Genomic DNA, 22942 nt, shown 5'->3' with positions numbered 1-22942 from the left:
CCTAGGGGCGGGCCGCCTGACCCGGCTCGTGCGCGACCCGCGCGGCGTGCAGGCGCGCGTGCTCGATGGCCTCCGGTGTCGTCGCGAACAGGTGCCGCTCATGGGCCAGCTGGCGGTGCACGCCGAGCTGCTCGAGGACGGCGACGTGCTCGGGGCGGGTGCCGGAGAGCAGGACGGTGACGCCACGCTGCTCCAAGCGGCCGATGGTGTCGGCGAGCACGTGGGCGCCGGTGGCGTCGACGGCGGTCAGGTGCGACATCCGGAGCACGACGACCCGGACCCGGCTGACCTCGGCGAGCTCGAGCAGGAAGTCGTGGGCGGCGGCGAAGAAGAGCGGGCCGTCGAGGCGGTAGGCGACGATCTGCTCGTCGAGCAGGCGGCGCTCCTCGTCGTGATGGTCGCTCTCGTCGAGCGGCACCTCCTCCAGCCGGGCCGTCGCGGCCGTGTGGCGAAGGGCGAAGAAGCCCGCGGCCGCCAGGCCGACGAGAACGGCCTGGACGAGGTCGAGGGCGACCGTGGCGACCGCGGTCAGGACCAGGGTCGCGGCGTCGCCGCGGGTCGCGCGCAGGAGCGGCGCGAGGCTGGACACCCGGACCATCTGGACCGCGGTGGCGATCAGTACGCCGGCGAGTGCGGCGAGCGGGATCTGGCCCACCCAGCGTGCCGCCACCAGCACGACGGCCAGCAGCAGCACGGCATGGGTCAGGGCGGCGAGCCGCGAGCGGGCTCCGGAGCGCACGTTGACCGCCGTACGCGCGATCGCCGCGGTGGCGGGGATGCCGCCGAACAACGGGCTGGCGAGGTTGGCCAGGCCCTGCCCGAGCAGCTCGCGGTCGGGGTCGTGCCGCTGCCCGACGCTCATCGCGTCGGCGACGGTGGCGGACAGCAGGCTCTCCAGCGCCCCCAGGGCCGCGACGGCGACCGCGGCCAGCACGAGGGTGTCGAGGTCGCCCCAGGGGACCCCGGGCAGGTGCGGCGCGGGCAGGCCGGAGGGGATCTCGCCGATCGTGGCGAGTGGGCGATCGCCACCGCGGTCGGCCAGCAGTGCGTTCGCCACGGTGGCGGCCACGACGAGGACGAGAGCGACGGGGAAGCCCGCGCGCACCCGGGCGAGCACGACGATGAGGGCCGCGACGCCGAGCGCGGTTGCGGGCGCGCCCCAGGTCGGGGCCTGGGCCCACGCTCGTACGGCGTCCGCGGCGAGGACCAGGATCCTCTCGGCGTGTACGTCGACGCCGAGCGCGGCGGGCAGCTGCTGCAGCGCGATGATCACGGCGATCCCGGCGGTGAAGCCCTCGATCACCGGCACGGGGACGTACCTGATCGCCCGGCCGGCGCCGGTGAGCGCCAGCGCCAGCAGCATCAGTCCGGCGAGCAGCCCGACCACGAGGACGCCGTCGGCGCCGTGCGCGGCGACGATGGGGATGAGGACGACGGTCATCGCGCCGGTCGGTCCGCTGACCTGGACGTGGCTGCCGCCGAAGACCGCGGCGACGGCACCGGCGACGACCGCCGTGACGATGCCGGCGCCGGCGCCGACACCCGAGCTGACCCCGAAGCCGAGTGCCAGTGGGAGTGCCACGAGGGCGACCATCACCCCGGCGGTGAGGTCGTGGCGCAGGTCGGCCTGGGCCCAGTCGGCGCGGCGCGGCGCCAGCTGGCGCAGGCGCGCGAGCACGGTGGTCATCGGGTGGTCATCGGGTGGTCATCGGGTGGTCATCGGGTGGTCATCGGGTGCCCGGCACCATCAGCTCGTCCTCGAAGTCGGTGCGGGTCTCGGCGAGCCCGACCAGGATCCTGCGCGCCGACAGCAGCAGGTCGCGCACCTCGGGCGCGCTGATGGAGTAGACGACGGCGGTGCCCTCGCGGCGCGACACGACGAGCGACGTACGACGCAACACCGCGAGCTGCTGCGAGAGGTTGCTCGGCTCGATCGCGATCTGCTCGAGCAGCTCGTGGACCGCGTGGTCGCGCTCGGAGAGCAGTTCGAGGATCCGGATCCGGGCCGGGTGGCCGAGGGTGCGGAAGAACTCGGCCTTGGTCTGGTAGAGCGGCACTCCCATCGCCCCGCCTTCCTCTCGTCGTCGCTGTAACCGCTATGATACATCACTTGAAGAAGTCTTCATATCGTCATCCACACGGGGACCGAACGAAGGAGCGGACAGGCCGCATGGACGAGGGCACCGACGAGACCGTCACCGCCGCCCAGCTCGAACCCGGTGACGTCGTCACGCTGCCGGGGATCTCGAACCGGTGCCGGGTGCAGCTCGCCCGCTCCGCCGTCCCCGGCGTGGTGTGGCTCTACGTCGTCGACGCGGCCACCGGTGTGCGCCGCCGGGGCCACATCGCCCTGCCCCTGCACCAGGCTGTCACCCGGCACGGACCGGCGCCGGCGCCGCGCGACCCGGCGCCCGAGGACACCTGACCCGAACCTGACGGCCTCAGGCTGGATCCGGGCTTCAGGCCGCGGCCACCTCGGCGATCGCATCCAGCAGGCGTCGTACCCCCTCGGCGAGGACGTCCTCCTTCTCCAGCGAGAACGCCAGCCGCAGCTGGTTCGTGCCGCCGCCGTCGGCGTGGAACGCAGACCCGGGCACGAACACGACCCGCCGCTCGATGGCGGCGTCGAGCACCCCGTGCACGTCACTGCCGGCGGGCAGCGTGACCCACGTGAAGAAGCCGCCGCGCGGCACCGACCAGCTGACGCCGGGCCCCGCGCCGGCCAGAGCGTCGAGCACGGCACCCGCGCGGGACTCGTAGAGCCGCCGGGCCCGGGCCAGGACGGCGAGCCAGTCGTGGCGCAGGACGTACTCCTCGACGACGGCCTGGCTCAGCACCGACGCGCAGATCACGGTGGCCTCCGAGGCCAGCTGCAGCGGCCGGCGCAGCGGCTCGGGCGCGACCGCCCAGCCGACCCGGAGGCCGGGGGCGACGACCTTGGAGAACGATCCCAGGTAGACCACGTTGTCGGGGTCGAGCGAGCGCAGGCTCGGCAGGGACGCGCCGTCGAAGGACAGCAGCCCGTACGGGTTGTCCTCGATGACGGTGATCCCCGCGTCGCGGCAGATCCGCACCACGTCGGGCCGCCGCTGTGCCGCGAGCGTCACGCCGCTCGGGTTGTGGAAGTTCGGGATCGTGTACAGCGCCTTGACCCGGCGGCCCTCCGCGCGCAGCCGCGCGACGGTCTCCTCCAACGCGGCCGGCACCAGGCCGTCGTCGTCGATCGGTACGTGCACGACGTCGACCTGCATGCCGACGAACAGCCCGATCGCCCCGACGTACGACGGCCCCTCGGCCAGCACCACGTCGCCCGGGTCGAACAGCAGCTTGACCACCAGGTCGAGCGCCATCTGGGATCCCGCGGTCACCTGCACGTCCGCGGGGTCGACCGGGATGCCCTCGGCGGCCATCGTCCGGGCGACGGCCTCGCGAGTGCCCGGCGCGCCGGTGCCGCCGCCGTACTGCAGGACCTCGAGGCCTCGGTCGCGGATCACCCGCGCCGCCACCTCGCCGAGCTCGCCGAGCGGCAGGACCGACAGGTCGGGGTTGCCGCCGGCCAGGGAGATGATCCCGGGCTCCATCGACACCTCCCAGAAGTCCCGGACCGGGGAGGGCCGGAAGCCGCCGGCGCGGGCGGCGAGCAGGGGTGCGATCAGGTCGGTCACCTGCCCAGTGTGAACGGCTCAGGCCGCGCGCACGGTCAACCTCAGCTGACCAGTTCCACGTCGACCTGCTGGCTGGTGCGGACGACGCCGAGCAGGTTGGTCTGCACGTACACGGTCACGGTCTGGCCGGCGCTGACCTCGACCAGGAAGTCCTGGCTGATCCGCTCGGGGGCGAGGACCGCGTTGCTCACGGTCCGGCTGACCTGGCTGCCGGGCACGACCGGGTCGGTCGGCAGGCCGTCGGCGCCCTTGGTGGCGAAGGCGGACATGGTCACCAGCGCGAGCGGCGGCTGGAGGTCCAGGCCGTAGCTGATCCGGTAGGTGCCGGTGCGGGTGAACGACAGTCCCGTGGGGCCGCCGAGGAAGGCCGGTCCGTCGCCGAGCTTGGTGAACTCGACGCCACTGACGTTCTGCGGGGTGTTGGCCACCAGGATGGGGATCGCGATGGCGTTGGCTGCGCTCCACTCGTAGGCCGTGTAGGCGCTCCCCGGTGTGCCGTCCGCGCCGGCCACGCCTTGGGGGCCGACCGGGCCGATGGGTCCGATGGGGCCGACCGGACCGGCGGGTCCCTGGGGGCCGACGGGTCCAGGCGCGCCGGCAGCGCCCTGCTGGCCCTGCTGGCCCGGCAGGCCGTTCACCCCGGCGGCGCCGGGCGTGCCTGCGGGGAGCTCGCCGGTGCGGAAGTCACGTGCGCGCAGACTGCCGTCGAGCACCTTGCCGGAGCCGACGGCGCCCTGGGCGATCTTGCCGCGAGTGACGGCATGGTGCTGCAGGGCGGCGGTGTCGACGGAGTTGCGGTGCGCGGTCACCGCCGCGTACGAGCTGCCGGACACCGCGACGAGGAGGGCGAGGAGGGCGATCACGAGCGCGGCCGGGCCGCTGCCCTTGTGGGGGAGGCGCATGCCGGCACCGTAGTGGTGATGGTTCACCGGTACTGGTGCTTCGGCGCAAGATCACCCGCCGGGTCGCCCGACCCGCAGGCCGGTGGCGACCAGGTCGACCAGCGCCTGGTAGGCCTGCGCGTCGTCGAGCCCGGTCGCCGTACCGATGCGGCCGTCGCCGATCGCGTCCATCACCTCGGCGACGGCGGCGCCGACGAAGGTCGCGTTGACCTGGCGCAGGGTGCCCGCCTCGACGCCCTCGGTGACCAGCGCCTGCACGCGTGCGGCGGCCTGCGCGGTGTTGGCGCGGTAGACCTCGGCCCCGGGCGGGAAGCCGGCGAGGTCGGCGTAGAACTGCGGCGAGGCGGGGGCGAGCTCGTCGGCCACCGCGGTGAGGTACGTCGAGAGCCGGTCCGCCGGGTCGGGGGCTGCCTCGACGCGTTCCTCGATCCGTTCGGCGGCGCGCTTGAAGAACTGCCGAACCGTCGCGGTGATCACCTGCTCCTTGCTGGGCGCGACCAGGTAGAGCGTGCTGCGTGAGCAGGACAGCCGCTGGGCCAGCTCGCCGATCCCGAAGGCGGCGAAGCCCTCGGCCAGGAACAGGTCGACCAGCTCGTCGAGCAGCGCGTCACGGCGCTGGCGGGTGCGCGCCGGGAGGGTTCGCTGCTGCTGCACGCTGGCAGGTTAGCAACGAAAGGCGTACCGTAGTCCGTACCAGGATCACCATTTCAGTACTCAGATCACGGAGGACCCGATGCCCGCACGTCGCCTGATGGCGTCCGAGGAGTACGCCGACCTGCTCCGCCTGGCGCGCCAGCTCGCCACCGACGAGCTGTTGCCGCGCGCCGCGGAGGCCGAGGCGACGGGCACCTTCCCGCGCGAGGTGTTCCGGCTGCTCGGCCGGGCCGGCTTCCTCGGCCTGCCCTACCCCGAGGAGATCGGCGGCGGCGGGCTGCCGTACGAGGTCTACCTTCAGGTGCTCGAGGAGATCGGCTCGGTCTGGTCCAGCGTCGGCGTCGGCGTCTCGGTGCACGCGCTGAGCTGCTTCGGCCTGGCCACCGCCGGGACTGACGAGCAGCGCGCGGCGTGGCTCCCGGAGATGCTCGGGGGTGACCTCCTCGGCGCCTACTGCCTCTCCGAGGCGCACGCCGGCTCCGACCCGGCCGCGATGCGCACGCGCGCCCGGCTCGACGGCGACGCGTACGTCATCAACGGCGCCAAGGCATGGGTCACCCACGGCGGCCAGGCCGACTTCTACAAGGTCATGGCCCGCACGGGCGAGGGCCGCGGCGACATCTCCTGCTTCCTGGTCCGTGCCGACACCCCCGGCCTGTCGGCCGACGCCCCCGAGGACAAGATGGGCCTGATGGGCTCGACCACCGCGACGGTGCGCTTCGAGGACGTCCGGGTCCCCGTCGAGCAGCGCCTCGGCGCCGAGGGCCAGGGGCTCAAGATCGCCCTCGCCGGCCTCGATGCCGGTCGTCTCGGCATCGCCGCCGTCGCGACCGGCCTGGCCCAGGGCGCGCTCGACCGCGCGGTCGCCTACGCCCAGCAGCGCGAGGCCTTCGGGCAGCGGATCATCGACCACCAGGGCCTGGCCTTCGTGCTCGCCGACATGGAGGCCGCGATCCAGTCCGCCCGCGCCACCGTGCTGCACGCCGCCCGCCTCAAGGACCTCGGCCTGCCGTTCTCCCGCGAGGCCTCGATCGCCAAGCTGGTCGCCACCGACGCCGCCATGAAGGTGACCACCGACGCCGTCCAGGTGCTCGGCGGCGCCGGCTACACCAAGGACTTCCCGGTCGAGCGCTACATGCGCGAGGCCAAGGTGATGCAGATCTTCGAGGGCACCAACCAGATCCAGCGGATGGTCATCGGCCGCTCGCTCGACCGCGAGGCCGGCCAGGGCGCCATCGTCTCCGTCGGCCGACTCAGCTGACGAGGACGCCGCCCTCGGCGGGCCGCACCTGCAGCGCCGACCCGGCGCCGACGACCTCGACCACGCCGTCTCGTACGACGACCGCGGTGTGCTCGTCGATCGCCCGGGCCTGGGTGACCAGCCCGGCGCGGACCGCTGCGACCGCGCGCGGGAGGGTGCCCCACTGGGCAGCATGGACGTCCACGGCGAAGTCGACCCGGCCCAGGCCGGCGACCACGGTCAGGTCGTCGAGGTCCTCGCCGGCGTCCTCGGGCGCGACCTGGCGAGCGTCGTACGTCCAGCCGCCGACGATCGCGCGCTCGGCCGCGATCGCCGCGCCGGCCGAGAAGCCGGCGTAGGGGAGGGCGGCCAGTGCGGCGCGGGCGGGGACCACGAGCTCGGCGTACAGCGGGGTGAGTCCGCCGGCGACGAACACCCCGGCGCTGCCGGCGACGTCCTCGGCGATGAGCGGGCGTCCCTCCTCGAGGACGACGGTGCGCACCGCCGCGGCGTCGGCGAGCACGCCGCGCCAGCGGTCGAGGTCGACGCCCTCGCCGTCGTCGACGACCACGCAGGCCGCCTCACCGCCCGCGAGGGCGGCCACGAAGGGCGCGAGCAGCGCGCGTACCTGCGTCTCGTCACGACCACCGCCGACCAGCACACTCAGTCCGACCATGGTCCGGGAAGGTAGCAGTCTCATCTAGGGTGGCGCCGTGAGCGACGCCGACCTGCCCGAGCCGGTCGAGCGCCGGCTGCAGAGGCTCTGGGCGGACGCGGCCGAGCGGGGCGGGCCGATGCCGGGGGAGACCACGCTCGCCGCGTCGCTGGAGATCAGCCGGCCGGCGGTGCGCGAGGCCCTGGTCCGGCTGGAGGAGCGCGGCTTCATCCACCGCCGCAAGGGCGCCGACACCACGGTCAACAGCTCGCTGCTGGGTATCCCCGCCCGCTTCGAGCAGCGCCTCGACAGTGCCGAGCTGATCGCCGCGATGGGCCGCACGCCGTCGCTCGAGGTCGTGTCCGTGGAGGTCGGCGAGGTGAGCCTCGACGAGGCCGATGCGTACGACGTATCGCCGCGCCAGGGCGTGCTGCGCACCACCAAGGTGTGGTCCGCCGACGGTGAGCCGGTGCTGGTGGCGCGTGACGTCGTACCGATCCTGACGGGGGTGGACCCGGCCGGCCTCGACCCTGCGGCGCCGATGCCCGCGCTGGCGCGGGAGCTGGCCGGCGAGCAGGTCGGCTGGGAGCTGGTGTGGCCCGGCGCCGACGGCCTGTCGGCCGTGGACGCCGGGCTGACCGGACGCCCCGAGGGTGAGGCGGCGATGACCCTCGAGGCGACCGGGATCGGTCGCACCGGCACGGTCTGCTACTGGACCCGTGAGGTGCACGTGCGCGGCGCGTTCCGCTACGCGATGGTGCGTCGCGCCGACTGGTAGCCAGTAGCCAGGCTCAGCGCTGGAGACGGGTCGTGGTCTCCGACTCGGCGACGACCCGACCCTCGCGGATCACCCAGCGTGGCCGGGCGTGCTCGGTGAGCACGTCGCGCAACCGTCTGTCGGCGTGCACGCACAGGTTCGCCGGGTTGCCCTCCGCGATCGCGTGGTCCGCGACGCCGAGCACGTCGGCCGCCCGGGTCGTGATCAGCTCGAGCAGCAACCGCTGGTCGGCGGCGGTCAGGAAGCGCAGGGTGTGGGCGGCGAGGAAGGCGACCTCGAGCATGCTGTGCCGGCCGAACGGGTAGTACGCGTCCTCGATGTCGTCCTGGCCCAGCGCGACCGGGATGCCGTCCTCGAGGAAGTCCCGCACCGGCAGGTGCAGCGGCCCCGTGTGCGGGTCGGACACGAAGCCCAGTCCGGCCGCGTGGGCGAGGTCCATCAGCCGCTGCAGCGTCGGCTGCGGGTACGTCGCCAGGGCCCGCGCGTGGCACGCCACGCCGCGTCCGCGCAGGTCGTGCTCGATCATCGCCTCGGCCAGCATCTGCGTCGTACGCAACCCCGGGTCGCCGGCGTCGTCGACGAGCATCGCCACCCGCTTGCCCTGCGCGGCCGCCAGCCGGCATGCCCACTCCACGTGTGCCTTCGCATCGGCGTCGGTCATCTCGATCCAGGGGATCCCGCCCACCACGTCGGCCCCCAGCCGCAGTGCCTCCTCGCACAGTGCCGCGGCTCCCGGGTCGCGCAGCAGCCCGTCCTGCGGGAAGGCCACGACCTGGATGTCGAGCAGGTCGCGGTACTCCTCGCGTACCGCCAGCACCGCCTCCATCCCGACCAGTCGCGCGGTGGTGTCCACGTCGACGAAGGCCTGGAGGTGCAGCACCCCGTGGGCGAGTGCGGCGTCGAGCGCCCTGCGGATGTTGGGCTCGAGCCAGGCCCGGTCGTACTGCCGCTTCACTCCGCTCGCCTCCCGCACGATCGAGCGCAGTGCCGCGCCCATGCTCCCGGACGTGTACGCCGCCAGTGCGCCGTCACCCGCGCGGTCCAGGGTGTGCACCTTCTCCAGGTGCATGTGCCCGTTGACGAAGGACTCCGTCACCAGCCCGCCCGCGGCGTCGATGGTCGTCGTGGCGGTCGCGCCGTGCGGTGCCTGCGGGCCGACGTGGGCGTAGCGACCGTCGCGGATCCCCAGCGCCACCGGCGATCCGTCGGCCAGGCGGGCGCCGGTGACGAGCAGGTCGTACGGCGCGCTCATTGGTGCACCATCCCTTCGGTAGCGGTGATGGATGGTGCGGGATGAGGCTTCCTGACGAACCGCCGGCCGGTGGCTGACCGCCCAGCGCGCTTGTCCCTCGAGGACCAGCGTGAGATCTGCGGCAGCCGCCGGGCCGGGAAGCCACAACCGGCGCTAGGGATATGCGGGTTGGACCGCCACGCAATGAGCATCCGGCACGGCTTCTCGACACCGACGGTGCCACATCCATCATCACCGGAAGGACCGGACGAATGTCCACACATCAAGGCCGGCTGTTCGCTGGCATCGACTGGGCCACCAAGACCCACGCAGTCTGCGTGGTCGACGATCAAGGCGCCATCAAGGTGCGTTTCGAGATCCCCAACACCAACAAGACCTTCACCGGGCTGGTCAAGCGCCTGAGCAAGCTCGATGTCGAAGGAGTCGCCATCGAACGCTGCGACGGGCCCTTGGTCGAGGCGTTCCTCGACGCAGGGCTGCGCGTCGTGGTCATCACCCCACGCCAGGTCAAAGGCCTGCGCAGCCGCTACACCGGCTCCGGCGCCAAGTCCGACGCCGGTGATGCCTACCTGCTGGCAGACGTGCTGCGCACCGACGGCCACCGCCTCACCCCGCTGACCCAAGACAGTGAAGCCACCCAGGTACTGCGATCCCTCTCGCGCACCCGCAAGCAGCTGGTCGAGTCCCGCGTCGGACTGGTCAACCAGCTCCATGCCCAGCTGGAACGCTGCTTCCCCGCAGCGATCGGACTGTTCTCGCGACTCGACAGCGACGTCACCATCGCCTTCCTGCGTCGCTACCCCACCCAGCATGCGGCCAGCCGGCTCACTCCGGCCCGGTTCGCTGCGTTCCTGCGCCGCATCGCCTATTGCGGCCGCAAGCCCGTTGACGAGCTCTACGCCCGCATCGCCGACGCCCCATCCGCAGGCCTGTCCGCGACCGAAGCCGAAGGACGAGCCGTGTGCGTGCTGGCCCTGCTGCGCACCATCGAGACCACCCGCCACGAGGAACGCGAACTCGAGGCCGAGATCATCGAACGCCTCGACGCCCACGCCGACGCGCACATCTTCACGTCCCTGCCCAAAGCCGGACACGGCGTCCGCGCAGCCCTGCTGCTGTCCGAGATCGGCGACGTCCGCGCCCGGTTCCCCGACGAGGAATCCCTCGCCGCCCTGGCCGGCGTCGCGCCCGTCACCAAGGCCAGCGGCAAGCTCCACACCGTCGGGTTCCGCTGGGCCGCGGACAAGAAGCTCCGCAACGCACTCATCGACTTCGCCGACGACTCCCGCAACGCGAGCCCATGGGCCGCGAAGATCTACGCCGACGCCATCGCCCGCGGCAAACGCCACCCCCACGCCGTGCGCATCCTGGCCCGCGCATGGGTCCGCGTGATCTGGCGCTGCTGGCAAGACCACACCGCCTACAACCCCGAACTCCACGGAGGCGCCATGCAACTTCAAGCCGCCTGAGGTTGACCTAGGGAATCTCACGCCGCGGCCTCGAACGCGATCGAGTCCTGCAGGGTGAGCCCGCGGCGCAGCGTGTTGCCGACCGGGCAGGTCTCGATGCCGTTGCGCAGGGCTTCCTGCTGCTCGGTGGTGAGGTCGCCGTGGACCGTGACCTCCGCGATGATCCGCGAGATCCGCAGCTCCCGCTCGCCGGGGTCCAGCGGCCCCGAGGTCGGCCGGTTGATCCGCAGTGAGAGCCGGATCTCGGCGCGGTCGTAGTCGAAGCCGTGCTGTCGCGCGACGCCGCGCAGGGTGCCGGCCATGCAGCCGCCGAGCGCCGACAGGACGAGGCCGAACGGGTTGGGCGCCGTACCGCCGCCCTCGAACTCGCGCGGCTCGTCGATGACGACGGTGTGCTCGCCACCGACGACGGCGAGCGAGGCGAAGTCGGTCAGGCTGTGGACGACGACATCGCGGTTGGCCGACGCGTGGGTCGTTGCGGTCATGGGGTCCTCCCGGGGTCCGTGATCTGTCAGACAGGACGTTCCTCACCTGTCAGACATGTGTCAAGGGCCCGGGGCATGCCGACGGCCCGTCTCGTCAGGTGTCGACGAGCCGGCGCGGGCGTTCGGGTCAGGATTCGCCGGTGCTCGGCCGTCCTGCCCGAGCGTGCGGTGTGGCTCCTGTTTGGTCGCGGCGGCGATCGACCTGCTCCGCGACATGCTGGGAGCTGGAGTTTCGTGATCGGGGCCGTCACTCCGTGAGTCGGGCCACCACCTCACTGCAGTGCTTCTGGAGGACGGGCAGGGTGCGCTCGGCCACCTCGGTCGCACCCGGGGCGTCGCCGATGTCGGCGAGCGCATTCTCGAACGCCGGCGGGAAGGCGGATGCCATGGCGGCGACGCGCTGGAGAAGGAGGTCGGGCGCGAGGCCGAGGACCTCGGCGGCCTTCGCCCACTGCTTGCCGCGGATCCTGTTGAAGATCCGCTCGCCGCCGATCGACAGCGCGAGGCTGCGCTCGACTGCCTCGGGATCGTAGGTCAGCCCGGTGGCGAGATCGTAGAGCGGAGCGACCCAGCGGCTGCCGTCGGGGCCGAGGATCAAGGAGATGTTCTTGGCGTGGCCGTCGGGAGCGCCGGCAACCAGGTTGACCGCGGCGAAGTCCGCGAGGGCGCGGAGGTCGTCGGCGGGCTGCGTCATCTGCCTGCGGACCAGATCGGCCATGTCGCGAAGACGCGGACCGCCGGCCGACTCGTACTTCCTCTCCGGCAACCGGCCCAGCGCTTGACAGAAGTCCTCCTGGTGGAGCCGGAAGATCCTGGCGGCCGCGGTGATGCGGTCGAATCGGTCGACGACGATGGCCCACTGGTCCTCGAACCGCAGCAGTCGGCTCTCCGCGACGCTGACGCCAGTGGCCGCGGCCGCACGCATGGTGACGTGCTCGACCATGGCCTGGTGGTGCAGGACTCTGATGCCCGGCTTCACGATGTGCGTCGTCGCCGCGGATCCTCCTGTCTCGTGCCACTGGCCGTCGATCCAGGTGAGGGCGAACTTCTCCTGCTGGCCGCCGAGCGACCAGTGCTCTCCCGGCAGCGTCCAGGATGCGGGCCGGTCCTGCAGGGTGCGCAGGCGTTCGGCGATGTCGTGCTCGGTCAGCGGGGTCAGCTCGGCCCCGCGGAGCCGGAGGTCCTCGATCTGCGTCTCGGGCGTGAACTGGACGGCACCGGGGCAGTCCCAGCCCATCGCTGCCAGGAGGCCGAAGGCATCGTCGGGTGTGGTGTCGAGGCGGGCCGCCCATTGCTGGCGGGTCTGGAGGTTCTCGGGAAGCAGTCCGCGGAGGTAGGGGAGGACGCGATCGGACCGATAGGTCTGGGGCGCGATGGGAAGCCGGGAGGACACGGGGGTGCGGCCGGTTGCGGCGTACTCGGCGCTGTAGGTGAAGCTCGGGTCGTCGGATCCGGTGCGCTCGAGGTGCCCGACGGGCTGGCCGTAGAGAACGACGGTCAGTCGCTCAGTCACGGTCACGCCCACCGTCGGCAAGCGAGTCGGTCCAGGTCTGCGATCGGGTGTCCGAGGCGCGCCGGTGCTGGTCCAAGAGGGACTCGAAGGCAGCTGTGAATGCCGGGTCGTCGGCAGTGGTCGCCCGGTGGGCAGGGGGGTGGTCGTCGGCGTCGTCCGCGCGGCGCAGGACGAGAGTGAGGTCGAGGGCGCGGAGCAGGCGCATGACGCTCTCGAGCTCGGCCGTTCGATGGCCGGCCTCCAAGCGCGCGAGCCAGGAACGGGAGAGGGAGGCGCGTGAGGCGAGTGCCTGCTGGCTGAGGCCGGCACGCTTGCGCTCCGAGCGGATCGTGGAGCCCAGCTTGGTCCAGTCGGGAATCTCGATGTCGGTCATCCGGGCCCTCCGTTGTCTTCGTACGAGGACATTATCCATTTGTCCTCGTACGAAGACAAAGTCAAGATGTCCTCGTACGAGGACGAGGTCCGTCAGGACATGCCGTCGACCGGTACGACGCCCGCGCGGTGCCGCTGAGCCAGCTCGGCGTAGTAGGCGGCGTTGGTCTCGGCCCAGAAGTGAGCGCCGGTGCCCTCGATCGGCCGCTTCGTCTCGGCCGGGGCGCCGGCGGCGAGTACGCCGTCGGGGATCTTCGTGCCCGGCGTGACGACCGCGCCGGCGGCGACGAGCGAGCCGGCGCCGATCGTGGCGTGGTCGAGGACGGTGCTGCCGTTGCCGAGCAGCGACTTCTCGCCCATGGTGTCGCCGTGGAACACGCAGGCGTGGGCCACGGTGGCGTTCGGGCCGATGTCGACGACGACGTCGGGCGCGCCGTGGACGACCGAGTTGTCCTGGATGTTCGAGCCCTCGCGCACGATGATCGTGCAGATGTCGGCGCGGAGGACGGCGCCGTACCAGACGCTGGCGCCCTTCTCGATGCGTACGTCGCCGATCAGGGTCGCGGTCGGCGCGACGAACGCCTCGGGGTGGACCTGGGGCCGCCGGCCCTCGAACTCGTAGAGCAACACGGCTCCACCGTAGGGGTCAGCTGCCGGCGGCCCGCAGCCGGTGCTCGGCACCGCGCCACGGCTTGACCCAGGTCATGTCCTCGGGACGCAGCGGCTCGCCGCAGGCGCTGCAGGTCTCGGCCCGCGTGGTCTCCTGGCCGCAGGTCTCGTGCCGCAGCCCCATGTGCGAGCCGCCCTCGGGCAGCCGGGTGTGCTTCTCACCCCAGATCGCGAGCTGCTGGAGCAGGGGGAGGAGGTCGGCGGCGGCCTCGGTGGCGACGTACCGCTGGCGGGTGCGGCCGTCGCGCACGTAGTCGACGGTGTCGAGCAGCCCGGCCTCGCGCATCGCCCGCAGGCGCCGGCTGAGGACGGCCTCGGAGATGCCGAGGTTGTCGCGCAGCTGCTCGAAGCGGCCGCTGCCGTGGAGCACGTCGCGCACGATCAGCAGCAGCCACGGGTCCCCGAGCACGTCGAGGGATCGGCGGACCGGGCAGTAGTCGGTCGACCAGTCGGAGCGCAGGGCCATGCGTGCTAGCGTACCGGTCTGACTTCGCTCAAGAAAGCCTGCTCGATGACGATCTCCGCCCCACCGGTCACCCGCCGCCGCGTCCATCCCGCCTGGTTGGTGGCCGCGGTCGCCTTCCTCGCGCTGGTCGGCGCGGCCGGCTTCCGCGCCGCACCCGGCGCGCTCATGGTGCCGCTGCACGACGAGTTCGGCTGGTCGACGAGCGTCATGTCGCTCGCGGTCAGCATCAACCTCGTCCTGTTCGGCCTGACCGCGCCGTTCGCGGCGGCGCTGATGGACCGCTTCGGCGTACGACGGGTGGTCGCCGCCGCGCTCTCGCTGGTCGCGCTCGGGTCGGGCGGCAGCGTGCTGATGACCGCGTCCTGGCAGCTCCTCGTGTGCTGGGGGGTGCTGATCGGGCTGGGCACCGGCTCGATGGCGCTGGTCTTCGCCGCCACCATCGCGAACCGCTGGTTCGACCAGCGCCGCGGCCTGGTCATGGGCATCCTCACCGCCGGCTCGGCGACCGGCCAGCTGGTCTTCCTGCCCATCGTCGCGGCGCTCGCCGAGGGCGCGGGCTGGCGCCCGGCGTCCCTGGTGATCGCGGCGGCCGCGCTGGCCGTCGTACCGGTGGTGTGGCTGGTCGTCCGCGACCATCCCGAGGACCGTGGGGTGGCGCCCTACGGCGCGCCCGCCGGCTGGACGCCCCCGGCCCGGGCGGAGGGCGGAGCCACCCGGCGGGCGGTCGAGGGCCTCACGTACGCCGCCCGGCACCGGGCGTTCTGGGCCCTCGCCGGCGCCTTCGCGATCTGCGGCGCGACCACCAACGGCCTGATCGGCATCCACTTCATCCCCTCGGCCCACGACCACGGGATGTCCGCCACCACCGCGGCCGGCCTGCTCGCCGTGGTCGGCGTCTTCGACATCGTCGGCACCATCGCGTCCGGCTGGCTCACCGACCGCTTCGACCCGCGGGCCCTGCTGGTGGCCTACTACCTGTTCCGCGGCCTCGGCCTGCTGCTGCTGCCGAGCCTGCTCGCCGACGCCGTGCACCCCAGCATGGTGCTGTTCATCGTGATCTACGGCCTCGACTGGGTCGCCACCGTCCCGCCCACCGCCGCGCTGTGCCGCGAGGCGTTCGGCGAGCGCGGCACCATCGTCTTCGGCTGGGTCTTCGCCTCCCACCAGCTCGGCGCCGCCGTCGCCGCCCTCGGCGCCGGCGTCATCCGCGACCAGCTCGGCACCTACACCTGGGCGTGGTGGGGCGGCGCCGCCCTGTGCGCTCTCGCCGCGGTGCTGTCCGTAGTCAGCGTGACGGGGAGGGCCTCGGTCGTCGAGGAGGTCGCGCAGCGACCGTCTCGAGACGCCGCGAGGTGATGCCGGGACTGTCCACGGACAGTTCCGGCATCACCTCACGTTGGTCTCGTGACGCGCCGCGACCTCGCTTGCTTCGCGGCGCGAGCGCGCCGGCGCTCCTCGACCTGCGGACGCCTTCAGCGCCTTCGCAAGCTCAGGCGCTGGCGTCCTTGATCTCGCAGACGACCTCGCCGTTGCCGATCGTGGCGCCGACCTCGGCCGTGAGGCCGGTGATGGTGCCGGCCTTGTGGGCCTTGAGCGGCTGCTCCATCTTCATCGCCTCGAGGACCACGACCACGTCGCCCTCCTCGACCGCCTGGCCCTCCTCGACCGCGACCTTGACGATGGTGCCCTGCATGGGCGATGCGACCGAGTCGCCCGACGCCGCGGCGCCGGCCTTCTTGCCACCCGCGCGCTTCGGCTTCTTCGTGCCGCCGCCACCGCCGACGGAGAGTCCGCCGAGGCCGGCCGGGAGGACGACCTCGATCCGCTTGCCGCCGACCTCGACGACGACCTTCTGCTTCTCGCCGGCCTCGTCGGCCTCGCCCGCGGCACCGCCGTACGGCGTGATCTGGTTGTCGAAGTCGGTCTCGATCCACGTGGTGTAGACGTCGAAGGAGCCCTCGCCCGACGGCGTGGACGCGCCGACCCAGGCGGGGTCGTTGACGATGACCTCGTGGAAGGTGATCGCGGTCGGCATGCCGTCGACCTCGAACTCCGAGAGCGCCCGGCGGGACCGCTCGATCGCCTGCGTCCGCGAGGAGCCGGTGATGATCAGCTTGGCGATCAGCGAGTCGAACGCGCCCGGGACGGTCTCGCCGACCTCGTAGCCGCCGTCGACGCGGACGCCCGGGCCCTGCGGCGGGTTCCACGCGGTCAGCGTGCCGGGGGCCGGCATGAAGTTGTTGCCGCCGTCCTCGGCGTTGATCCGGTACTCGATCGAGTGGCCGCGGATCTCCGGGTCGCCGTAGCCGAGCTCCTCGCCCGCGGCGATGCGGAACATCTCGCGGACCAGGTCGATGCCGGTGACCTCCTCGGACACGCAGTGCTCGACCTGGAGGCGGGTGTTGACCTCGAGGAAGGAGATGGTGCCGTCGGCGGCGACGAGGAACTCGCAGGTGCCGGCGCCGACGTAGTCGGCCTCGCGCAGGATCGCCTTCGAGGACTCGTAGAGACGCGCGTTCTGCTCGTCGGTGAGGAACGGCGCGGGCGCCTCCTCGACCAGCTTCTGGTGGCGCCGCTGCAGCGAGCAGTCGCGGGTCGAGACGACCACGACGTTGCCGTGGGAGTCGGCGAGGCACTGGGTCTCGACGTGGCGCGGCTTGTCGAGGAACTTCTCGACCAGGCACTCGCCGCGACCGAACGCGCCGATCGCCTCGCGGGTGGCGGACTCGAACAGCTCGGGGATCTCCTCGAGGGTGCGGGCGACCTTGAGGCCGCGACCGCCACCGCCGAAGACCGCCTTGATGGCGACCGGGAGGCCGTGCTCCTTGGCGAACGCGATGATCTCGTCGGCGTCCTTGACCGGGTCCTTGAGGCCGGGGGCCAGCGGGGCGCCGGCGGCGAGCGCGATCTGCTTCGCCTTCGCCTTGTCGCCCAGGCCGTCGATCGCCTCCGGGGACGGGCCGATCCAGATCAGGCCCGCGTCGAGGACGGCCTGGGCGAACGCGGCGTTCTCGGCGAGGAAGCCGTAGCCCGGGTGGACCGAGTCGGCGCCCGACTGCTTGGCGACCTCGATGATCTTGGCGATGTCGAGGTACGTCTCCGCCGGCGTCGAGCCGCCCAGCGAGTAGGCCTCGTCGGCCAGGCGCACGAACAGCGCGTTGGCGTCCGGCTCGGCGTACACCGCGACCGAGCCGATACCCGCGTCCTTGGCGGCACGGATGACCCGGACCGCGATCTCGCCGCGGTTGGCGATCAGGACCTTCTTCAACGACATGGTGTGGCCTTCCAGTTCAGCGGGGCAGGGCGCTGGCGCGCCAGGCGCCGCGTCCGGGGTTCGGGTGGGAGCTGGCGGTACGACGCAGGCGGCGGGCCGGGTTGGTCCACTCCGAGCGAGGTGCCTCGGGCGCGGGCGCGCCACCGCCGAGGGCGGAGAGCACCGCGACGATCGCGGCGACCTCCTCCGGCGTGGTGCCCGGCGTGATGACCCGCAGCAGGGGAGCGGCGGGCGCCACGGTCTCCTGATCGGTCACGGTCTCGGCGCTCACAGCGGGATGTTCCCGTGCTTCTTGGGCGGCAGCACCTCGCGCTTGTTGCGCAGCAGGCGCAGCGCCTTGACCACCTCGGCGCGGGTCTCCGACGGCTTGATGACGCCGTCGACGTAGCCGCGCTCGGCCGCGATGTAGGGGTTGGCCAGCGTCGTCTCGTACTCGTCGATCAGCTCGGCCCGCTTGGCCTCGACGTCCCCGCCGGCGGCCTCGAGCTCGGCGAGGGTGCGGCGGTGCACGATGTTGGCCGCGCCCTGCGCGCCCATCACCGCGATCTGGCCGGTCGGCCACGACAGGTTGATGTCGGCGCCGAGGTGCTTGGACCCCATCACGTCGTACGCGCCGCCGTAGGCCTTGCGGGTGATGATCGTGACCAGCGGGACCGTCGCCTCGGCGTACGCGTAGATCAGCTTGGCGCCGCGGCGGATGATGCCGAGGTGCTCCTGGTCGACGCCGGGCAGGAAGCCCGGGACGTCGACGAAGGTCAGCACCGGGATGTTGAAGGCGTCGCAGAACCGCACGAACCGGGCGGCCTTCTCGGACGCGTCGATGTCGAGCGTGCCGGCGAACTGCATCGGCTGGTTGGCCACGACACCGACCGAGCGGCCCTCGACCCGGCCGTAGCCGACGATGATGTTGGGCGCGAACAGCGGCTGCACCTCGAGGAAGTCACCGTCGTCGACGATCGTCGCGATGACGTCGTGCATGTCGTAGGGCTGGTTCGGCGAGTCCGGGATCAGCGTGTCGAGCGCGAGGTCCGCAGGCGTCGGCTCGAGGTCCGCCGCGTCGTCGTACGACGGCGCCTCGTCGAGGTTGTTCTGCGGCAGGAACGCCAGCAGCGCCTTGACGTACTCGAAGGCGTCCTCCTCGTCGGAGGCCATGTAGTGGGCGTTGCCCGACTTGGTGTTGTGGGCCCGGGCGCCGCCGAGCTCCTCCATCGAGACGTCCTCGCCGGTGACGGTCTTGATGACGTCGGGACCGGTGATGAACATCGCCGAGGTCTGGTCGACCATGATCGTGAAGTCGGTGACCGCGGGGGAGTAGACGTGGCCGCCCGCGCAGTTGCCCATGATCATCGAGATCTGCGGGATGACCCCGGAGGCGTGCACGTTGCGCTTGAAGATCTCGCCGTAAAGGCCGAGCGAGACCACGCCCTCCTGGATGCGGGCGCCGGCGCCCTCGTTGATGCCGATGATGGGGCAGCCGGACTTGATCGCCAGGTCCATGACCTTGGTGATCTTCTCGCCGTAGACCTCGCCGAGCGAGCCGCCGTAGACCGTGAAGTCCTGGGAGAACACGCAGACCTGGCGACCGTCGACGGTGCCGTAGCCGGTGATGACGCCGTCGCCGTACGGGCGGTTCTTCTCGAGGCCGAAGGCGGTCGAGCGGTGGCGGGCGAACTCGTCGAGCTCGACGAAGCTGCCCTCGTCGAAGAGCATCTCGATGCGCTCGCGGGCGGTCTTGCGTCCCTTGGCGTGCTGCTTCTCCTGGGCCTTGGCGGCGGGAGCGTGCACGGCCTCGTCGGTGCGGCGGTCGAAGTCCGCCAGCTTGCCCGCCGTCGTGTGCAGGTCGATCTCGGTCATGAAACTGAGTATCATCCATTGATACTGGAGTTCACAAGGGGGGTGGGGTGTGACGCAATCGCGTGAGGACGACCGGCGCGGCCGGACCGCTGCCGCGGCGATCGTCGACGCCGCCTTCCGGCTCTTCGCCGAGCACGGGTACGACGCCACCAGCGTCGACGACATCGCCGCCGCCGCGGGCGTGAGCCGCAGCTCCTTCTTCCGGCTGTTCGGGTCGAAGGAGATGGTGATCTTCCCCGACCACGACGCGATCCTCGCCGCGGTCGAGGAGCGCCTGGCCGCCTCCACCCAGAAGAGCGCGATCCTCGCGGTCTCCGACGCGGTGCGCGTCGTCCTGTTCCACTACATCGCCGAGGGCCCGCTGGCCCGGCGCCGCTACCAGCTGACCTCCACGGTCCCCGCGCTGCGCGAGCGCGAGCTGATCAGCGGTGCTCGCTACCAGCAGCTGTTCCGGCAGTACATCAGCGCCTGGGGCGACGGCTCCGAGGAGTCGGAGCGGCGCGGCGAGCTGATGGCGGCCGCCGTGGTCGCCGCCCACAACCGGGTCCTGCGGCGCTGGCTGCGTGAGGAGTGCGAGGACCCGCACGTCGAGATCGACGAGGCGATGGCGCAGGTCAATGCGCTCTTCGCCGCGCCGGCGGCGCCGCCCGCGACGGCCCCCGCAGCCCCCGGCGCCATCCTCGTCGTGCGCACCGACCAGGACCTCGCGGCGCTCGCGGAGCAGCTCCGGTCGCAGTGACCGGCCTGAGCCTCGATTCACCGATTTCCGGCTGCTCCGCGCCACCAGATGGAGCGTCGCCTGCGTTGCCGACGCTCGACAGACGCCCAGTCTGGCTTCGCGCCGGGCGCCTTGGCGCCGCACCCATCTCGTGACGCTCGCGACGCGGCAAAACGGTGAATCGAGGCTGAGCGGCTGTCGTCGCCGCGCCGGGGTACCGACGCGTCCATGCCGAGCGTCGAGCGTGTCATCGTCGTCCCCCGTCCCCTGGGGAAGGTCTGGGACTACCTGACCGACTTCACCACCACCGAGGAGTGGGACCCGCCCACCGTCACGACGGTGCGCACCTCCGGCGACGGCGACGTCGGTACGACGTACCGGAACGTCTCCTCCTTCCTCGGCCACGAGACCGAGGTCGAGTACCGCGTCGTCGCCTGCGTGCCGCACGAGCTGTTCGAGCTCACCGGGACGGCGTCCGGCGTCGACCTGCGCGACACGATCCGGTTCGCCGAGGACGCCGGCGCCACGACGGTCACCTACCGCTCGCAGATCACGCCCCGCGGAGCCGGGAAGCTCGCGGCGCCCCTGGTCAAGGGCGGCCTCGAGCTGCTCGCGAACCAGGTCGCCGACAAGATCGAGGAGCGCCTGCTCCTCCTCTAGTGCTCTAGCGCTCTAGCGCGTCGTGGCGTCGACGACCGCCGCGAGACCGGCGCCGACGGCGACGCCGAGGGCAGCGCCGGCGGCCACGTCCGCGGGCCAGTGTGCCCCCTGGTGCACGCGCACGTACGACGCGAGCAGGGTGCCGCCCGCTGCGGCGGCGCCGAGGACGCGCGACCCGGTGCCGCGGGCGAGCAGGTACGCCGCCGACGCCGCGATCGCCGCGTGTCCGGAGGGTAGCGCCCCTCCTCGCGTCGGGGCGTCGTCGCGCAGCGCGGTCGGCGCGACCGCGACGGGGCGCGGCCGGCGCAGGACCTTCTTCGTGGCGACCTCGGCGCCCTTCTCCGCGGGCACCGCCACCAGTGCCGCCACCGCCCAGGCCCAGCGCCTCCGCGCGGCCAGCGCGGCCGCGGTCGCCGGCAGGGTCCACGGCGTCCCGAGCTGCTGCGGAACCCGCAGCCAGCGCCGGTCCGGCGCATCGTTGACGGCCCGGAACGCCCGCATCTCGAGCCGGCCGGGCCGGTCCCGGTGCCGAACGCACAGGGCCACGTAGGTGCCCGCCGCCAGTGTCGCCACCAGCGGGTCGGAGGGTCGTCTCATGGCGCGCTCCTCGCGTTCGGTCTCGTCCGGCACCGGTACCCAGGCGCATGCCGACGAGTCGAGGCCGCACAAAGCTCTCGTCGCCCGGAAACTTCACCGGGGATCCTCTCGCCAAGCAGGGGTCGGGGAGGACAGGATGTGGCCTGGCGCACATCCCGCGTCCTTCCTCTCGGAAAGGTTGATCCATGCCACAGCACCACCGGCGGCTCCGTGCCGCCGTCCTCACGGTCGCGACCGGCCTCACCCTGGCCGGTCTCTCCGTGACCGGCACCGGCGCCAGTGCCGCCCCCGCGGCCGGCGGCGAGCCCGTCTCCACCCCGGTCCCGATCAGCACACCTGACGGGGTCGTGTCGGCGTACATCCTCAACGCGAAGCACGCCAACCCCGGCCAGACCCGGCTCCTCGAGCGCGCGGTCGCCAAGGCCGGCGGCGTGGTCGTCCAGACCTGGCCGCAGATCGGTGTGGTCGTCGCCCACAGCGACCGGGCCGCCTTCCGCACCGACGTGCAGGCGTACGCCGGCAACGCGCTCGAGTCGGTCGGCGCCACCCGCACCGTGCCGGTGACCGAGGGAACCCCGGCCGGCGTCCAGGCCCCGTGGGGTCCGGGCAAGGGCCAGGTCCGCAAGGACCAGACCTCGCCCCAGCAGGACGACACCGAGAACACCGTCACGGCCGCGGACCCGCGCGAGACCGAGCAGTGGGACATGCAGGTCATCAAGGCCGACCAGGCGCACGCGATCACCGACGGCTCCCGTGACGTCGTCGTGGGCGTGCTCGACTCCGGTATCGACCCCGACCACCCGGACCTCGTCGCCAACATCGACGTCGCCGACTCGGTCAACTGCAGCAACGCGGGCCGCCCGGACACCTCGCCGACCGGCTGGTACCCGACCACGAGCGACCACGGCACCCACGTCGCGGGCACCATCGGCGCCGCGCGCAACGGCACCGGCATCGTCGGAGTGGCGCCCAACGTGCGGATGGCGTCGGTCAAGGTCGTCAACGACGACGGGTTCATCTACCCGGAGTACGCCGTGTGCGGCTTCGTCTGGGCCGGCATGCACGGCATGGACGTGACCAACAACAGCTACTACGTCGACCCGTTCGAGTTCTACTGCGAGGACCAGCCCGACCAGTACGCCGCCAAGGAGGCCGTGCGTCGCGCGGTCGCCTGGTCCACCGACCAGGGCGTCGTCCACGCCGCGGCCGCCGGCAACTCGGGCCACGACCTGGCCGACAAGTCGTCCTTCCTCGACGAGGGCAGCCCCGACGACGGCACCCCGGTGACGCGCACGCTCAACAGCGGCTGCCAGGACATTCCGACCGAGCTCCCGGGCGTGGTCACCGTCTCGGCCAGCCACCGCAACGACATCCTGGCCTACTTCTCGAACCGCGGCCTCGGCGTCATCGATGTGGCCGCGCCGGGACGCAGCATCTTGTCGACCATCGTCAACGGCAACGGCTACGGCCTGAAGTCCGGTACGTCGATGGCCTCGCCGCACGTCGCCGGCGTCCTCGCCCTGATGAAGTCGGCCCACCCCGACCTCACCCCGGCGCAGATGGTCGCCAAGCTGCGCGCCGACGCCGACGACCACCCGTGCACCGTCCAGGAGACGCCGCCGGGCGGCGGCGACTTCGGTGCCCCGTGCGTCGGGACCGACGCCGACAACAGCTACTACGGCGAGGGCATGGTCGACGCCCTCGACGCGGTCAGCTGAG

24 protein-coding genes are annotated in these 22942 nt (G+C 72.2%); 8 read left to right on the top strand and 16 right to left on the bottom strand.

Annotation, left to right across the window (positions count from 1 at the left end; translation table 11 throughout):
* Position 1 precedes the first annotated feature (1 nt).
* Positions 2–1687 carry a SulP family inorganic anion transporter gene (locus QI633_RS23990; RefSeq protein ID WP_282427288.1) on the bottom strand — a complete coding sequence of 562 codons (1686 nt, stop codon included), beginning with the start codon at positions 1685–1687 and terminating at the stop codon, positions 2–4.
* A 40-nt stretch (positions 1688–1727) separates the two neighbouring features.
* Positions 1728–2063, bottom strand: coding sequence for a metalloregulator ArsR/SmtB family transcription factor (locus tag QI633_RS23985; protein ID WP_141797026.1), 336 nt, complete (start codon positions 2061–2063; stop codon positions 1728–1730).
* Positions 2064–2170: 107 nt separating this feature from the next.
* On the opposite strand from QI633_RS23985, the gene QI633_RS23980 reads away from it, so the two are divergent.
* The gene (locus QI633_RS23980) at positions 2171–2425 is read left to right on the top strand and encodes a hypothetical protein (RefSeq protein WP_282427287.1); all 255 of its coding nucleotides are present in this window, start codon (positions 2171–2173) and stop codon (positions 2423–2425) included.
* Between the two features lie 34 nt (positions 2426–2459).
* Here the strand turns inward: QI633_RS23980 and QI633_RS23975 are convergent, their stop codons facing one another.
* The 3 genes from QI633_RS23975 to QI633_RS23965 are packed head-to-tail and all read right to left on the bottom strand — an operon-like array spanning position 2460 to position 5221.
* Entirely contained in the window at positions 2460–3665 is a 1206-nt protein-coding gene (locus QI633_RS23975) for a PLP-dependent aminotransferase family protein (RefSeq protein WP_222117722.1), read from the bottom strand.
* 41 nt (positions 3666–3706) lie between these two features.
* The gene (locus tag QI633_RS23970) at positions 3707–4567 is read right to left on the bottom strand and encodes a hypothetical protein (RefSeq protein ID WP_282427286.1); all 861 of its coding nucleotides are present in this window, start codon (positions 4565–4567) and stop codon (positions 3707–3709) included.
* 51 nt (positions 4568–4618) lie between these two features.
* Positions 4619–5221 carry a TetR/AcrR family transcriptional regulator gene (locus tag QI633_RS23965; protein WP_141797029.1) on the bottom strand — a complete coding sequence of 201 codons (603 nt, stop codon included), beginning with the start codon at positions 5219–5221 and terminating at the stop codon, positions 4619–4621.
* 79 nt (positions 5222–5300) lie between these two features.
* Here QI633_RS23965 and QI633_RS23960 point away from each other — a divergent pair, with 79 nt between their 5' ends.
* Entirely contained in the window at positions 5301–6482 is a 1182-nt protein-coding gene (locus QI633_RS23960; protein ID WP_141797030.1) for an acyl-CoA dehydrogenase family protein, read from the top strand.
* On the opposite strand, the gene QI633_RS23955 is transcribed toward QI633_RS23960, so the two are convergent.
* Entirely contained in the window at positions 6475–7137 is a 663-nt protein-coding gene (locus QI633_RS23955; protein WP_282427285.1) for a hypothetical protein, read from the bottom strand. The two genes, QI633_RS23960 and QI633_RS23955, sit on opposite strands and share 8 nt — an antisense overlap.
* A gap of 37 nt (positions 7138–7174) precedes the next feature.
* On the opposite strand from QI633_RS23955, the gene QI633_RS23950 reads away from it, so the two are divergent.
* Positions 7175–7894 (top strand): GntR family transcriptional regulator, encoded by a 720-nt coding sequence (locus QI633_RS23950; protein ID WP_282427284.1) that lies wholly within the window; start codon positions 7175–7177, stop codon positions 7892–7894.
* A gap of 13 nt (positions 7895–7907) precedes the next feature.
* Here QI633_RS23950 and QI633_RS23945 read toward each other — a convergent pair whose 3' ends face one another.
* Positions 7908–9146, bottom strand: coding sequence for an amidohydrolase family protein (locus QI633_RS23945; RefSeq protein ID WP_282427283.1), 1239 nt, complete (start codon positions 9144–9146; stop codon positions 7908–7910).
* Positions 9147–9397: 251 nt separating this feature from the next.
* Here QI633_RS23945 and QI633_RS23940 point away from each other — a divergent pair, with 251 nt between their 5' ends.
* Entirely contained in the window at positions 9398–10615 is a 1218-nt protein-coding gene (locus tag QI633_RS23940; RefSeq protein WP_282426105.1) for an IS110 family transposase, read from the top strand.
* Between the two features lie 17 nt (positions 10616–10632).
* Here the strand turns inward: QI633_RS23940 and QI633_RS23935 are convergent, their stop codons facing one another.
* From QI633_RS23935 to QI633_RS23915, 5 genes are all read right to left on the bottom strand, one after another.
* Positions 10633–11100: an OsmC family protein gene (locus QI633_RS23935; protein WP_282427282.1), complete on the bottom strand. Its 468-nt coding sequence runs from the start codon at positions 11098–11100 to the stop codon at positions 10633–10635.
* Positions 11101–11347: 247 nt separating this feature from the next.
* Complete coding sequence (locus tag QI633_RS23930; protein ID WP_282427281.1) at positions 11348–12613, bottom strand: type II toxin-antitoxin system HipA family toxin; 1266 nt, start codon at positions 12611–12613, stop codon at positions 11348–11350.
* Positions 12606–12986 (bottom strand): helix-turn-helix domain-containing protein, encoded by a 381-nt coding sequence (locus tag QI633_RS23925; protein WP_141797036.1) that lies wholly within the window; start codon positions 12984–12986, stop codon positions 12606–12608. Before QI633_RS23925 ends, QI633_RS23930 begins: the two co-directional genes overlap by 8 nt.
* Positions 12987–13078: 92 nt before the next feature.
* Positions 13079–13615: a gamma carbonic anhydrase family protein gene (locus QI633_RS23920; RefSeq protein WP_282427280.1), complete on the bottom strand. Its 537-nt coding sequence runs from the start codon at positions 13613–13615 to the stop codon at positions 13079–13081.
* A gap of 16 nt (positions 13616–13631) precedes the next feature.
* Positions 13632–14120 carry a helix-turn-helix domain-containing protein gene (locus tag QI633_RS23915; RefSeq protein ID WP_141797038.1) on the bottom strand — a complete coding sequence of 163 codons (489 nt, stop codon included), beginning with the start codon at positions 14118–14120 and terminating at the stop codon, positions 13632–13634.
* Positions 14121–14165: 45 nt separating this feature from the next.
* Between QI633_RS23915 and QI633_RS23910 the strand changes: the two genes are divergently transcribed.
* Complete coding sequence (locus tag QI633_RS23910; protein ID WP_282427279.1) at positions 14166–15476, top strand: MFS transporter; 1311 nt, start codon at positions 14166–14168, stop codon at positions 15474–15476.
* A gap of 133 nt (positions 15477–15609) precedes the next feature.
* On the opposite strand, the gene QI633_RS23905 is transcribed toward QI633_RS23910, so the two are convergent.
* From QI633_RS23905 to QI633_RS23895, 3 genes are read right to left on the bottom strand one after another with little or no spacing between them, the layout of a single operon-like run.
* Entirely contained in the window at positions 15610–17394 is a 1785-nt protein-coding gene (locus QI633_RS23905; RefSeq protein ID WP_282427278.1) for a biotin carboxylase N-terminal domain-containing protein, read from the bottom strand.
* A 16-nt stretch (positions 17395–17410) separates the two neighbouring features.
* Positions 17411–17665, bottom strand: coding sequence for an acyl-CoA carboxylase subunit epsilon (locus QI633_RS23900; RefSeq protein ID WP_222117723.1), 255 nt, complete (start codon positions 17663–17665; stop codon positions 17411–17413).
* Positions 17662–19248, bottom strand: a complete 1587-nt coding sequence (locus QI633_RS23895; RefSeq protein WP_141797041.1) for an acyl-CoA carboxylase subunit beta — start codon at positions 19246–19248, stop codon at positions 17662–17664. The genes QI633_RS23900 and QI633_RS23895 overlap by 4 nt, the downstream gene beginning before the upstream one ends.
* Positions 19249–19297: 49 nt before the next feature.
* Between QI633_RS23895 and QI633_RS23890 the strand changes: the two genes are divergently transcribed.
* Together QI633_RS23890 and QI633_RS23885 are read left to right on the top strand one after the other, a co-directional pair.
* The gene (locus QI633_RS23890; protein WP_282427277.1) at positions 19298–19987 is read left to right on the top strand and encodes a TetR/AcrR family transcriptional regulator; all 690 of its coding nucleotides are present in this window, start codon (positions 19298–19300) and stop codon (positions 19985–19987) included.
* 207 nt (positions 19988–20194) lie between these two features.
* Entirely contained in the window at positions 20195–20626 is a 432-nt protein-coding gene (locus tag QI633_RS23885) for an SRPBCC family protein (RefSeq protein WP_141797042.1), read from the top strand.
* Positions 20627–20638: 12 nt separating this feature from the next.
* Here QI633_RS23885 and QI633_RS23880 read toward each other — a convergent pair whose 3' ends face one another.
* On the bottom strand, positions 20639–21223 hold the full coding sequence (locus QI633_RS23880) for a phosphatase PAP2 family protein (RefSeq protein ID WP_282427276.1): 585 nt from the start codon (positions 21221–21223) through the stop codon (positions 20639–20641).
* A 185-nt stretch (positions 21224–21408) separates the two neighbouring features.
* On the opposite strand from QI633_RS23880, the gene QI633_RS23875 reads away from it, so the two are divergent.
* On the top strand, positions 21409–22941 hold the full coding sequence (locus QI633_RS23875; protein WP_141797044.1) for a S8 family serine peptidase: 1533 nt from the start codon (positions 21409–21411) through the stop codon (positions 22939–22941).
* The last annotated feature ends 1 nt before the right edge of the window (position 22942 follow it).

This window comes from Nocardioides sp. QY071 (assembly GCF_029961765.1).
Taxonomy (GTDB): Bacteria; Actinomycetota; Actinomycetes; order Propionibacteriales; family Nocardioidaceae; genus Nocardioides.
The sequence above is the reverse complement of the archived record's forward strand: the minus strand, read 5'-3'. Positions and strand labels throughout refer to the sequence as shown.